The organism is Terrabacter lapilli (assembly GCF_039531305.1).
Lineage (GTDB): Bacteria > Actinomycetota > Actinomycetes > Actinomycetales > Dermatophilaceae > Terrabacter > Terrabacter lapilli.
This window is the reverse complement of record NZ_BAAAPU010000008.1, coordinates 55,108-68,612: the sequence shown is the minus strand read 5'-3', so window position 1 is coordinate 68,612 and position 13,505 is coordinate 55,108. Positions and strand designations below refer to the sequence as shown.

9 protein-coding genes and 1 riboswitch are annotated in these 13,505 nt (G+C 72.1%); of the genes, 4 read left to right on the top strand and 5 right to left on the bottom strand.

The genetic code is table 11. The features are described 5' to 3' along the window. Nucleotides 1–320: 320 nt before the first annotated feature. Nucleotides 321–3,176 (top strand): winged helix-turn-helix domain-containing protein, encoded by a 2,856-nt coding sequence (locus ABD241_RS13985; RefSeq protein WP_344063740.1) that lies wholly within the window; start codon nucleotides 321–323, stop codon nucleotides 3,174–3,176. Nucleotides 3,177–3,251: 75 nt separating this feature from the next. On the opposite strand, the gene ABD241_RS13980 is transcribed toward ABD241_RS13985, so the two are convergent. After that, nucleotides 3,252–4,130, bottom strand: coding sequence for a LysR family transcriptional regulator (locus ABD241_RS13980; protein ID WP_344063736.1), 879 nt, complete (start codon nucleotides 4,128–4,130; stop codon nucleotides 3,252–3,254). 126 nt (nucleotides 4,131–4,256) lie between these two features. Between ABD241_RS13980 and ABD241_RS13975 the strand changes: the two genes are divergently transcribed. Then, complete coding sequence (locus tag ABD241_RS13975) at nucleotides 4,257–5,288, top strand: YeiH family protein (protein WP_344063733.1); 1,032 nt, start codon at nucleotides 4,257–4,259, stop codon at nucleotides 5,286–5,288. A gap of 182 nt (nucleotides 5,289–5,470) precedes the next feature. On the opposite strand, the gene ABD241_RS13970 is transcribed toward ABD241_RS13975, so the two are convergent. Then, entirely contained in the window at nucleotides 5,471–7,123 is a 1,653-nt protein-coding gene (locus tag ABD241_RS13970) for a fatty acid--CoA ligase (RefSeq protein WP_344063730.1), read from the bottom strand. A gap of 226 nt (nucleotides 7,124–7,349) precedes the next feature. Here ABD241_RS13970 and ABD241_RS13965 point away from each other — a divergent pair, with 226 nt between their 5' ends. Further along, nucleotides 7,350–8,414, top strand: a complete 1,065-nt coding sequence (locus ABD241_RS13965) for a sodium:calcium antiporter (protein ID WP_344063727.1) — start codon at nucleotides 7,350–7,352, stop codon at nucleotides 8,412–8,414. 21 nt (nucleotides 8,415–8,435) lie between these two features. On the opposite strand, the gene ABD241_RS13960 is transcribed toward ABD241_RS13965, so the two are convergent. The 3 genes from ABD241_RS13960 to ABD241_RS13950 are packed head-to-tail and all read right to left on the bottom strand — an operon-like array spanning nucleotide 8,436 to nucleotide 12,199. Next, nucleotides 8,436–8,564: an OTU domain-containing protein gene (locus ABD241_RS13960; RefSeq protein WP_344063724.1), complete on the bottom strand. Its 129-nt coding sequence runs from the start codon at nucleotides 8,562–8,564 to the stop codon at nucleotides 8,436–8,438. A gap of 42 nt (nucleotides 8,565–8,606) precedes the next feature. Further along, the gene (locus tag ABD241_RS13955; protein WP_344063719.1) at nucleotides 8,607–9,605 is read right to left on the bottom strand and encodes a ribonucleotide-diphosphate reductase subunit beta; all 999 of its coding nucleotides are present in this window, start codon (nucleotides 9,603–9,605) and stop codon (nucleotides 8,607–8,609) included. After that, a complete protein-coding gene (locus tag ABD241_RS13950) occupies nucleotides 9,602–12,199 on the bottom strand; it encodes a ribonucleoside-diphosphate reductase subunit alpha (protein WP_344064196.1) in 2,598 nt (865 codons plus the stop codon). The genes ABD241_RS13955 and ABD241_RS13950 overlap by 4 nt, the downstream gene beginning before the upstream one ends. Before the next feature lie 282 nt (nucleotides 12,200–12,481). Then, a riboswitch (cobalamin riboswitch) is annotated at nucleotides 12,482–12,710 on the bottom strand. A 154-nt stretch (nucleotides 12,711–12,864) separates the two neighbouring features. Between ABD241_RS13950 and ABD241_RS13945 the strand changes: the two genes are divergently transcribed. After that, a complete protein-coding gene (locus tag ABD241_RS13945) occupies nucleotides 12,865–13,455 on the top strand; it encodes a carboxymuconolactone decarboxylase family protein (RefSeq protein WP_344063716.1) in 591 nt (196 codons plus the stop codon). The last annotated feature ends 50 nt before the right edge of the window (nucleotides 13,456–13,505 follow it).

Below are 13,505 nucleotides of genomic sequence, written 5' to 3'. Positions count from 1 at the left end.
CCTCGCGACGGCAGGGGCCGGCTGCCTCACCCGCGCCGGGTGAGCGGTGGGACGACGATCACGCCGCGGTTGCGCCGAACCCGCTACACGCCGTGTGGGCCTTGGGTACCGTCGAGAGGACGGGGGCCTGCTGGAGCCGGCGGAGTCCCCACAGTGCTGGAGGTATCCATGCGACGGATCGGACGCGCACGGACACACCGGGCCCGGCCGGCGACGACGGTGATGTCGTCATGCCCACCGCCGACCGGTGAGGAGCCCGACGCGGCGGTAGCCGCCTTTGGCGAGAGCCCTGTCGGACGACGGCTTCCGGGCGGGCGACCATGACGGCAGCCCCCGGCGTGGTCGTGGCGCCCAAGCAGCGCAAGCCCGCGGTCACGGCCCGGACGGTCCGCAGGGCCGCGATGCCGGCGCCGTGGCCGCTGGAGACCGCGACGGAGCGCGACGCCGGGACGGTGGTCCTCGTCGCCGGGTCGGCGGGCACCGGCAAGACGACGCTGCTCGCGACATGGGCCGACGAGCTCGAGGCGCGTGGGGACGCCGTGGGGTGGGCCAGCCTCGACCGGGAGGACGACGACCCGGCCGTGCTCGCCGAGAGCGTGGTGGAGGTGGTCCACGTCGCACTCGGCGCGCCGCCCGAGGCCTCCCCGACAGGCCGCAACCGCGGCCCGACCGAGCCTCGCGTCCTGGTGGACGGCGTCGTCCGAGTCGTCGCCGCCGAGCCCCGACCGGTGTGGCTCCTTCTCGACGACGCGCACGTCGTGCGGTCGGCAGGCAGTCGCGCGCTCCTGGAGCGTCTGATCCGGTGGGCCCCGGCCAACCTGCACCTGGTCCTCGCCAGCAGGTCCGAACCCGACCTCCACCTCGCCAGGCTGCGCCTCGAGGAGCGTCTCGTCGAGGTGCGCGAGCCGCAGCTGCGGTTCTCCCTCGAGGAGACGGGTGAGCTGCTCTCGCTGCACGGCCTCGAGCTCGATGCCGCCCACGTGGGCCGGCTCCACGAGCTGGCCGAGGGCTGGCCGGCCGGGCTGGGCCTCGCGGCCGTGTCGCTGGCCCGCGGCCGGGACGCCGAGACGTTCCTGCGGGACTTCGCGCACAACGACCGGGCCATCTCCAGCTACCTCGTCGAGGAGGTGCTGTCCACGCTGGACCCCGAGGTGCGCGAGTTCCTCGCCACGACCTCCGTCCTGGACCGGGTCGACCCCGAGGCCGCCGCCGCCGTCTCGGGACGCCCGGACGCACGGGCGGTGCTGCTCGAGCTGTCCGCGGACAGTGCCATGGTCACGGCGGACCCCGGCGGCGCCGCCGCGCCGGAGGCGTTTCGCTACCACTCCCTGCTGCGCAGCCACCTCTCCGCGTTGCTCGCGTCCCGGGGGTCGGGCCAGCAGCGCCGGGCGCACCGCGCAGCTGCCCGGTGGTACCTCGACTCCGGCCTGCCGAGGCAGGCGCTGCACCACGCACGCGAGGCCGGGGACGACGTGCTCGCCTCGGAGGTGATCAGGCGCCAGGCGCTGCACCTGCTGACCGAGGGGCAGGCGGACGAGGTCAGCCGGACCGTCGCCGACCTCGCCACCGACGACCCGCTCGTCACCGGGCTCGGGGCGCTCGCGCTGGGCGAGCTGTCAGACCCACGAGCCGCCCGTGAGGCCCTGGAGCGCCTGAACGAGCGCGAGCCGTCCCCCGAGACGCAGGGAACCGTCGTCCTCGAGAACGCCGCCGGCGGAGGCGCTCCACCACTGCAGGACGTGATGCACCTGGGCGGCCGGATGCTCGCCCTCATCTCGAGCTCGCCCGGTGCGCAAGGCGATTCGGCCACGACGCTGGGGGCATCCGCTCCGGGGGGCTCGCTGGGGTCTGCAGGCAGCAGGGACCGCGTCCCAGCCGTCACCACAGCCCGCCGGCGGCGGAACGGCCGCATCGCCCGGAGTGACCCGCTGAGCCACCATGCCCTCGACCTCTGGCTCCTGGCCGGTCTCACTGACGGGGGCGAGCTCCTCGCGGCCGGCCGGTTCGACGAGGCATCCCAGGCCTTCCACGACGTGCTGGACACGGCACGGCTGACCGGCCACACGCTCGTGGCCCTGCAGGCGATGAGCGGGCTCGCGTCCGTGTGTGCCGGCGCCGAGGACCTGCAGGGGATGGACCTGTGGTCGGGCCGGGCACTGCGCGCCGCGGAAGGCACCACGTGGCAAGACTCCCCGCGCCTGCTCCCCGCCTTCGTGCTGGGCGCCTGGGCCGCATACGGCCGCATGGACGACGAGAACGCGCGCCGGCGCAACGAGGTGGCGCGCGCGCTGCTCGCCGAGTCGACGTCGAGGCTCGACCAGGCCCCAGGGCCGGACGAGGGGTCTCCCCGTCAGCGCGGCATCGCCCAGCTGAGGCGGCTGAGCGGCCTGCTCGACGCGCACCTCACCCTCGCCGCCGACCGGAGTCCGAGCTCGTCGTACGCCGTCGCCCGGGGCGTGCTGGCCCAGGTGCGCGTCATCGCGGCGCAGTCCCTGACCGGACGCATGGCCGTCAACGAGGTCGTCTCGATCCACGAGCTGCTCCTGCGTGCCGGCTGTGCCCGGATGGCTCCCGAGGTCGAGGACCTGGGCGGGCGCCTGGGCATCGCCTCCGGGCGCCTGGGGGTCATGACGGCCCTGCGGCTGTTCCACGAGGGGGACGACGAGGCCGCCGGTGAGCTGGTGCACGCCTTCCTGTCGGAGCCGGGGACCGCGGCCTCGTGGCGCGATGTCGTCAAGGCGCAGCTGATGGCCGCGGTGCTCGCACACCGCCGGGACCAGCCCTGGCGGGCGCAGGAGCTGCTCGTCGCGGCGATGGAACGGTCGGCACCGGAACGGGCCGTGCGCCTCATGGTCGACACCGTGCCGGGCGTGGCGGCGCTGCTGGTGGCCAACGCCGGACGCTTCGGGCTGCTCGAGCCGTTCGCCACCGAGCTGCTGGCGCACGTGGCTGACGTGCACCCGCTGACGACCGTCCGGCGTGAGGGACGACTCACGTCGCGTGAGCTGTCGCTGCTGCGTGAGCTGCCGTCGCTGCTGACGATCAAGGAGATCGCGGCCGCCCGTTCCGTGAGTGCCAACACCGTCAAGACCCAGCTGCGGTCGATCTTCGACAAGCTCGGCGTCTCGTCGCGGCGAGACGCCGTGGCGGCCGGCCGCCGCTTGGGCCTCCTCTGAATCGCCGGTCCGAATCCGTCACCGGATGGACCCTCACCCCCGGAGGGTGACTCGTCCGGCACGGAGCCTCGCGACTCACCGTAGCGCGATCGCCAGCAGGTCCCGGGCCGGCGCGGACAGGCGTTGGTCGGCGCGCCACACTCCGCGCAGGGGTCGACGCAGGTCCAGCGGGTGCGGGACGGCCACGAGCCGGCCGGTCTCGAGCTCGCCCCGGATCGACAGCTCGGAGACGACGGCTGGTCCGACCCCCGCCATCACGGCGCCGAGCAGGGCCGTCGTCGACGTCGCCTCGAGAGCGACCCGGGGCTCGTGACCCAGTGCGGCCTCGAAGGTGCCCCTGGTGCCGCTGCCGGCCTCGCGCAGCACCCACCGGGCCGCCGTCAGCTCGGCCACCTCGAGCGGCGCCTTCCGGCGTGCCCACGGGTGCGAGCGGGCCACCACGACGACGAGGCGGTCCCTGCCGACAGTCCGGCTGGCGAGCCCGGCCGGCAGGGACCTCGACTCGACGAAGCCGAGCTCGACCGCCCCGGACCTGACCGCCTCGGCGACGGACTCGCTGTTGACGACCTGCAGGACCGGACGGCACGCCGGCCGGGAGGCGTGCAGCTCCCCCAGCCATCGCGGCACCAGGTGCTCGGCGAGGGTGAGGCTCGCGGCGACGTGCAGGTTGGCCGAGCGGCTCTGGCTCAGCGCGCCCATGGCGGCCCGCATGGTGTCCACCGAGTCCAGCACCTCCCGGGCCCACGCGACCACGGCCTGCCCGTCGGTCGTGAGCGTCGCCCCTCGCGGCGAGCGCCGGACGACGGACAGCTGCCACCTGGCCTCGAACTCCCGGATCCGGGCACTGGCGGCCGGCTGGCTGATACCCCGCGTCCGTGCCGCTGCCGTGATGCTGCCGGCGTCGACGAGCGCGATGAGCAGACGCAGGGTGTCGAGCTCGATGTCACCGGACATGGCCGTCCTTCTCGTGTCGCCGTGCGGCCTCGGCCACCGCACTCACACCCCAGTCATAACCCACGCGGATGGCTCGCACCTCATCAGGCTCTTCTGACCGGTGCGCGGGCACCCGATCGTGGTTGCGTGCCCACCTCCCCGACCACCGACCCCACCGATCCCGCCGTCCCCGCCGTCCCTGCCGTCCCCGCCGTGCGCTCCCTCGGGCGAGCGGCCCCGACGCTGGTCACCGCCGTCGCGGCGGTCACGGTGACGGCGGTGAGCCGGTTCGTGCCCCTGCTCGGGCCCCTGCTGCTCGCGCTCCTGCTCGGGGCCGTCGTCGCCAACACCTCGTGGTCCGGCTCTCGCCTGCTCGAGGGGCACGCATCCGTGACGCGCCTGCTCCTGCGGCTCGGCATCGTGCTGGTGGGACTGCGCCTGCCGGTCGGCGACATCGCGGCGATCGGTCTGCGTGGCGTCGCGGTCGTGGTCGTCACCGTCTGCGTGACCTTCGCCGGCACGCGACTCGTCGGCAGGAGGCTGCGGCTGGACCCCGGCTTCGTGACCGTTCTCGCCACCGGCTTCTCCATCTGCGGCGCGGCGGCGATCGCAGCCGTCACCGACACGGTGCGGGTGCGTCAGCGCGACGTCGCGCTGGCCGTCGCCATGGTGACCCTCTTCGGCAGCGGCATGATCGTCGCCCTCCCGTGGCTCGCGCACACGTTCGGGCTGTCCCAGGAGCAGGCGGCCATCTGGGCCGGCGCGAGCATCCACGAGGTGGCCCAGGTCGTGGCCGCCGCGTCGCTCGTGGGCACCGGGGCCGTGGCGGTGGCCACCACGGTCAAGCTGGGCCGGGTGGCCCTGCTGGCCCCGACGTACGCGCTGGCCGCCAGGGGCACTCGCGACGCCGGACGGTCGGTGCCGCTCGTCCCCTGGTTCCTCGCCGGGTTCGTCGCCGCGGTGGTCCTGCGGTCGACGGGCCTCGTGCCCGCCGGCGGCCGTGCCGCGGCCGATCTGGCGACGAACGTGCTGCTGGCCGCGGGCATGTTCGGGCTGGGGCTCGGGTTCCGGCTCCGTGACCTCTGGCCGGTGCCGCCCAGGGCCCTCGCCCTGGCGCTGGCGTCGACCGTCATCGCAGCCACCGTGTCCCTGTCGCTCGTCCTCGGCCTCTACAACTGAGAGGGCGTGTGCCGAGCGCTCACCACCGCGTCCCTGTCGTGCGTCCTCGCGCTCTACCCGGGATGGGGCGTATGCCGTGCGCTCACCACCGTGTCACCCGCGCTTCCCGTCGGGCACGCGCTCCGGCCGGGCCGCGCGCCCCGCGTCAGGGGGCGCGCCCCGGGTGAACCCCGCGGGCCGGCTCAGCCCGCGTTCTGCACCTCGAGCTCCCCGGCGGCATACCTGCTCCGGAGCACCTTCTTGTCGAACTTGCCGACGCTCGTCTTGGGCACCTCGTCGATGAGGGCCCACCGCTCGGGGACCTGCCAGTGGGCGACCCGCCCCTCGAGGAACTCACGCAGCTGCTCGACCGTGACGTCCGAGTCGGGCTTGAGCACCACCGAGGCGAGCGGGCGCTCGCCCCACCGCTCGTCGGGCACGCCCACGACGGAGGCCTCCAGGACGTCCGGGTGGGCCATGATCGCGTTCTCGAGGTCGACCGAGCTGATCCACTCCCCACCCGACTTGATGACGTCCTTCGCGCGGTCGGTGAGCTCGAGGTAGCCGTCGGCGGAGAGCCGCCCGACGTCGCCCGTGCGCAGCCAGCCGTCGTCGAACTTCGCTGCCATCTCGTCCAGCTCGGCCTCGGGCTCGGTGCCGTTCGAGTAGTAGGCGCCGGTGATCCAGGGGCCGCGCACCTCCACCTCGCCGACGGCCTCGCCGTCGGAGGGGACGACGTCGCCGTCCGGTCCGACGAGCCGGGCCTCGACACCGCAGAGGATCCGGCCCTGCGAGGACTTGTAACGCCAGTACTCCTCGGAGCCGGGCTCGACCCGCGCCGGCGGCACCGCGAGCGACGCGACCGGTGAGGTCTCGGTCATCCCCCAGCCGTGGATGATGTCGATCCCGTGACGGTCCGCGAACGCGCGGATCATCGCCGGCGGCGCGGCCGACCCGCCGACCATGAGCATGCGGCACGATGACACGTCGGTCTCGTGCCCGTCGAGGTGGTGGAGCAGGTCGTTCCAGATCGTCGGGACGCCCGCCCCGCCGGTCACGCGCTCGGCGGCGATCATCGCCGACAGCGGCTCTGCCTGCAGGAAGCGGTCCGGCATGATGAGGCTCGCCCCGGTCACCATGGCGCTGTAGGGATAGCCCCAGGCGTTGGCGTGGAAGAGCGGCACGACGATGAGGAACCGGTCGGCCTGGGTGATCCCCAGCGAGGACGCGACGCCCATCGCGTGGAGGTAGTTGCTCCGGTGGGAGTAGACGACGCCCTTGGGGTGACCGGTCGTGCCGGAGGTGTAGCACATCGACGAGGCGTCGTCCTCGGACAGCCCCTCGGGCCAGTCGAAGCTCGTCGGCTCGCCCTCGATGAGCTCGGCGAAGTCGTGCACGCCCTCGGCGTGCTCGGCGAGGGCCGCCCTCGTGGCGTCGTCCACGGCACCGTTGAGGACGACGTGCCGCACGTCCGGCAGGTGCGGGAGCAGCCGGGAGAACGCCTCGGCGAGCGTGTTGTCGACGATGACCACCTGGCTACCGCCGTGCCGGGCCACGTAGACCAGCTGCTCGGGGAAGAGCCGGATGTTGAGCGCGTGCAGGACGGCGCCCATCGACGGCACCGCGAGGTAGGCCATGAGGTGCTCGGCGTTGTTCCACATGAAGGTGCCCACGCGCTGGTCCCCGGTGATGCCGAGGCCACGGAGGGCGTGGGCCAGCTGGGCCGCCTGCCGGCCGAGCTCGCGGTAGCTGGTGCGGCGGGCGCCGTCGCCCGTCCAGGTGACCACCTCGCTGTCGCCGTGCATCGTCGTGCCGAAGCGCAGGAGCGACGAGATGAGCAGAGGTGCGGTCTGCATGGTGCTCTTCATGTCCTGAGACTGCCACCAGCGACGCGGAGCCGCACCCCGTTCCGGACGGCCACCGGGCGGCCCGCTGGGGCAGGCCGACGTGACCAACCTCTCGTATGGGGGCGCTTCCGGTGGGTAGTGGACAAATGACTGCCACACCTCACTGCTCGTGGTGCCGAGCCCCGAGCCGACGAGAACCATCGACGAGAACCATCGACGAGAACCCAGGTGCCCCATGACGTTGTCGCTGCCCGTGCTGCTCTTCATCTTCGCCGCGGCGGCCGCAGCCATCTGGATCGCCGGCGTGCAGCTGTCGAAGCAGACCGACGTGCTGTCGACGCGCCTGCACCTCGGGGCGGCCCTGGGCGGTCTGATCCTGCTCGCCATCGCCACGAACCTGCCCGAGATAGCGATCGTGGCGAGCGCAGCGCTCTCCGGCAACGTCGGCGTGGCCGTGGGGAACATCCTGGGCGGCATCGCGATCCAGACCGTGGTGCTCGTGGCGCTGGACGCCTTCGGCATCAGCGGCAGACGGCCGCTCACCTACCAGGCGGCCTCCCTGGTCCTCGTGCTGGAGGGGGTCCTCGTCGTGGCCGTGCTCGCGGTCGTCATCGCCGGCAGCCAGCTGCCTGCGAGCCTCATCTGGTGGCGGCTCACCCCGGCCCCGGTGCTGATCACCGTCCTGTGGGTCGTCGGCCTGCTGCTGCTCCAGCGTGCCGGCACGCACCTGCCCTGGCACGAGTCGGGTGAGGCCCCGGACAACCAGGGACCCCCGAAGGGCCACTCCCAGCAGAAGACGGAGCAGGACGCCTCCTCGAAGGGCATCAGCACCGCGAAGTCGGCCACCGTTTTCGGCGTCTCCGCCCTCGTCACGCTCGCAGCCGGAGTGGTCCTCGAGCGCAGCGGCGACGCCATCGCCGGGCACATCGGCCTCTCCGGGGTGCTCTTCGGCGCCACGGTGCTCGCCGCGGCCACGTCGCTCCCCGAGCTGTCGACCGGCCTGACGTCGGTGCGGCAGGGCGACTACCAGCTGGCCGTGAGCGACATCTTCGGCGGCAACGCGTTCCTGCCCGTGCTGTTCCTGCTCGCCACGCTGCTGTCCGGCAAGGCGGTCCTGCCGCATGCGCAGAACACCGACATCTACCTCACCGCCCTCGGGGTGCTGCTGACCGTCGTCTACGTCGTCGGACTGGTGTTCCGGCCGCAGCGCCGGCGGGCGCGTATGGGTGTCGACTCGACCGTCGTGCTGGTGCTCTATGCCCTGGGCGTGGCCGGCCTGTTCGCCGTCGCCGGCTCGTAGCCGACCTACCGGAGAGCCGACCTACCAGAAGGCGAGGATGAGGTCCTCGACCGCACCGCGCAGCCACTCGTGGAAGTCGGGGGTCCTGCCGAGGTGGTGGGCCAAGGCCCGGCGGGCGTTCGGCCCGCGGGCGTACGCGTGCAGCCCCACGCGTACGCCCGCGGTCGACCCAGCCGTGTGCCGTCGGTGCGGTCAGCGGGTGTGTGCGCCGACCTCGTAGCTCGTGTTCGTCGCCTCGAAGAAGTTGACGAGCTCGAGCGTGTCGTTGGCCGCGGCCATCCACTTCGCCGGGTTGCTGACGCCGTAGTGCGCCTCGAACCCGAGCTCCTCCAGCCGCCGGTCGGCGAGGTAGCGCACGTAGGTGTTGAGGTAGCTCGCGTTGAGCCCCAGGATCCCGCCCGGGAGCAGGTCGTGGTTGTAGCGCTCCTCCAGCTCGACCGCGTCGAGGATCATCTGCCGGATCTCGTCGGCGAACTCGGCCGTCTGCAGCTCCGGGTTCTCCTCGAGGACCGTGAGGACGAGGTTGATCCCGAACTTCAGGTGCAGGCTCTCGTCGCGCACCACCCAGTCGATGAGCGAGCCGAAGTTGCGCAGCAGGTTCCGCTGCCGGAAGCTCAGCGCGACCATGAACCCGCTGTAGAACCAGATGCCCTCGAGGATCACGTTGTACGCGACGAGGTTGCGCACGAAGTCGCGCTTGCCCTCCACCGTGGTGATGTCGAGCGTCTGCTCGGTCATCCGGCCGAGGTAGCGCAGCTCGAACGCCTCCTTGGCGGCCATCGACGGCGTCTCGACGTGGGCGGCATACGCGGCCTGCCGGTCGATCGGGAACGTCTCGAGGACGTACTCGAAGGCGACGCAGTGGTTGGCCTCCTCCCACATCTGCTTGGCGAGGTAGAGGTGCGCCTCAGGGGCGTTCACGTAGGGGTAGACGCCGAAGGCGAGGGCCTTGTTGACGAGCAGCTCGTTGGGGTTGAAGTAGCTCATCAGGAAGGTGACCGCGTGCTTCTCCTCGTCGGTCATCCGGGCGAAGTCGGCGAGGTCCTCGCCGAGCTGCACCTCGTGCGGGAACCACGTGTTGGCCACGGCCTGCTCGTAGAGCCCGTAGGCCCACGGGTAGCGGATCGGCTTGAGCAGCAGGCCTTCTGCGAGCCCGGTGCCGAGGATGGTGGGGTTCTGGTAGTGGCTCACTGGCAGGCCTCGCAGTTCAGTCGCTCCTGGGGGTCGGTCGGGCACACGAGCTCGGACTCCACGGGAGCCAGCTCCAGCGACTCCGCGAGCGCCTTCGTGACGGTGGGCGTCATCGTCACGGCGGGCGCCGCGGGCGCCGGTGGTGGAGGCGACCCCACTGCCGGGGCCGGTCGGGCGAAGCCGAAGCCTCCGCCCGAGCGTCCCGTGGCGGTCGCCTTGTTGACCCGCACCGTCGACTGCTCGGCGGTGTGCCGCGGCTTCACATGCAGGTAGTAGGTGGTCTTGACGCCCATCCGCCAGGCGGCGGCGTAGATCTGCGCCATCTCGGCGACGTCGCGGGTCTCGAGGTACATGTTGCGGCTGATCGCCTGGTCGACCCACTTCTGCGCGCGGGCCGCGACGTGCAGGAACGCGTACGGCGACAGCTGGAACGACGTGCGGTAGGCCTCGCGCACCGGCGCCGGGATGGCCTCGATCGACTGCACGTCGCCCTGCGAGCGCAGCAGCTCCTCGCGCACGTGCTCCCACAGCCCGAGCTGCTTGAGCGTCGCGACGAGGTTGCGGTTGACCTCGAGGAACTTCCCGGAGCTCGTCGTGCGGCTGAACAGCTGGGAGAACTGCGGGTCGAGACCCGGGGTCGTGCCGGCGACCAGCCCGATCGAGGCGGTCGGGGCGACCGCCATGAGCGTCGCATTGCGCATGCCGCCGGCGACCTTCTCGCGCAGGCGATCCCAGTCGAGTCGTGACGTCCGGTCGACCTCGACGCCGACACCACGGTCGGCCTCCAGGTCGTCGATCGTGTCGAGGGGGACCCGCCCTCGCGACCACCCCGACCCCGCGAAGTTGGGGTAGCTCCCCCGGCTGCGGGCGAGCTCGGCGCTCTCGTCGATGGCGGTGTGGCTGATGAACTCGCTGAGACGGTCGACCAGCTCGAGGGACGCCTCGCCGCCGTAGGTGATGCCGAGGCGCTCGACCACGTCGGTGAAGCCCATCATGCCGAGGCCGATCGCGCGGTTGACCTCGTTGGACTGCTCGGACTCGGCCACCGATGAGAGCGTGATGTCGATGAGGTTGTCGAGCTGGCGGACGGCCGTGCGGACCGTCGCCTCGAGGCGCGGCCAGTCGATGACGGCGTCGAGGTCGGGCGCCCCACCGGGGCGCACGGAGCCGTCGGAGGCGTCGGCGAGCACGTCGGCGCGCAGGTGGCGCGCGAGGTTGACCGACGCGAGGTTGCAGACGGCCGTGTTGTCCCGGTCCTGCGGGAGGGTGATCTCGGTGCAGAGGTTCGACAGGTGGATCGTGCCCGTGTTGTCGTTGAGCGCCCGCAGGTTGATCGTGTCCTTCCACGTCAGCCACGGGTGCGAGGCCGTCTGCAGCGCGACGAGGATGGCGGTGAACTGCTCACGCGCCCGGACCGTGCGGAACGTCCGCAGCCGCCCCTGCTCGGCCAGCTCGACGTACTCGGCGTAGCGGCGGCTGAACGCGGCACCGGTCAGCTCGACCAGGTCCGGCGTCTCGAGCGGGTCGAAGAGGTACCACGTCTCGTCCCGCTCCACGCGGCGCATGAACTCGTCGGAGATCCACACGGCGGTGTTGGCGGTGCGGGTGCGCCGGTAGGGGTCGCCGGCCTGCTGGCGCAGGTCGAGGAACTGCGGGAAGTCCAGGTGCCAGTTCTCCATGTAGAAGCACAGCGCCCCGAACTTCTTGCCGCCGCGCGAGATGGCCCGCAGCGTCGAGTCGATGGTGTGCATGAACGGGATCGGCCCGGTGGAGGTGGTGTTGTTGCTGCGGATCGGTGACCCCTCGGCGCGCAGCTTGGTCACCGACAGCCCGATGCCGCCGGTGCCCTTGGTGATCCACATGACGTCGCGCACGCTCTTGGCGATGTGCTCGATGTCGTCCTCCATCTGCATGACGAAGCAGTTGGACAGCTGCGGCTGTGGGGTGCCCGCGTTGACGAGCGTCGAGCCGGCCGGGAGGTACTCCAGGCGCGCCATGGCCCGGTAGAAGCGGATGGCCGAGGCTGTCGCGTCGTCCTCGTTGAGGGACAGGCCCATCGCGACACGCATCCAGAAGTACTGCGGCACCTCCACGTCCGTGCCGCCCGGGCCGCTGAGCAGGTAGCGGTTGCGCATGGTGACGACGCCGATGTAGGTGAGCAGCTCGTCGTGCTCGGGGTCGAGCTCGTCGGCGAGGCGCTCGAGGTCGAAGCCCGTGGCCAGGCGCCGGTCGAGCGACCCGGCCTCCACGGCGTCGCGGACGTAGCCGGGGAACCTCGCCCGGTGGAGCAGCGTCAGCTCGCGCGGCGTCTCGTAGCCACCGAGCACCCGCTTGTAGAGGGTCTTGAGCAGCAGGCGGGCCGCGACGCGGTCGAACGCCGGGTCGTCCTTGACGTTCTGGACGGCGACCTGGATGGCGGCCTGGTCGAGCTGCTCGGTCGTGATCCCGTCGAAGAGGGTGATCGCCAGCTCGGAGGCGATCTGGACGGTCAGACCGACGGCGTTCTCCAGGCCCTCCGTGGCGCGCTCGACGGCGCGGTTGATCCGGTCGGCGTCGAAGGGCTCCCGCGAGCCGTCGCGCTTGGTGACCGACACCCGTGCGGGCGCGGGCGAGCTCGTGGGTGCGGTGCCGGCCGGCGTGCCCGCGTCGTGTGCGCCGGGCGCGGGCTGGCTGCTGCCCGCCCGGTCGGTGGTGTCGTGCAGTGGGGTGTTCACGGCTGTCTCCTCGCAGCGTGGGCGACGGTCCGCCCGGCGTGAGGAGTGCAGGGAACGACGGCTGCGCCACGATGCGACCCGCTGGCGAGCAGCGCATCGGTCGACATCGGTCAACCGTTGTCCACGAGCCCTCCCTCGGGGCCTGACGGACCACCGCGTGAGGTCTCACGCGGTGCGCTGGCAGGTCTTCGGACTCGCGGGCGTGCACACCGCCCGATCTGCTCGGACGGTCCGTCTCCTACTGGTCGCCGCTTCCCGGGCCCGGGGGCCCAGTGCTCTTGACGACGGTCGTTCCCACTCACCGCTGCGGGGCAGTCCCGGACTCTCACCGGGTTCCCTCTTGCGACGACGTCTCTGGCTGAGGCGTCGAACCAGCTGCGGGACAGACACTATCCCTAGTGGCGCACTTGGCCATGAACCCCACATCTTGCGCGTGTCGGATCGGGCCGCGGCCGGAGCCGCGCGACACCCGCCGCGTCGAAGCGCCCGTGGATCTCGCCGTCGCTCACGTAGCGGGACGAGCTGCACCGGGAACAGACTGGATCATGTTCATCGACACCGTGCCCGAGGAAGCCGCGGGCGGCGAGCTCGCCGAGTACTACCGACAGCAGCGCGACTCGTGGGGCTTCCTGCCCAACTACGCGTTCGCCTTCGCCACCCGCCCCGACGTGGCCCGGGCGTGGGGCGGCCTCAACACCACCATCCGCAACGGGATGGACCGTCGGCTCTTCGAGCTGGCCACCATCGCGGCCGCTCGAGCGCTTCGCTCCACGTACTGCACCGCCGCCCACTCGAAGTTCCTGCGGGACGTGTGCGGTGACGAGGAGTCGCTGGAGGCGATCGCCCGTGAGCCGGACGGCGCGTCACTGGGCGCCCTGGACCGCGCGGTGTTCCGGTTCGCAGCCAAGGTGGCGACCGACGCCCCGTCCGTCGAGCAGTCCGACGTCGACGAGCTGCGCGAGCTCGGGCTCACGGACCGCGACGTCGCCGACATCGTGTTCGCGGCGGCAGCCCGGTCGTTCTTCACCCGGGTCCTCGACGGGCTCGGTGCGCAGCTGGACGCGCAGACGGCTGCGGAGTTCGCGCCGGGGCTGCTCGACTCCATGGTCGTGGGGCGGCCCGCAGCGACAGGGTGAGCCGGGCCGTCAGGACCTACCGGGACGGGCGCGCCGCGGCGCGCCGGGTC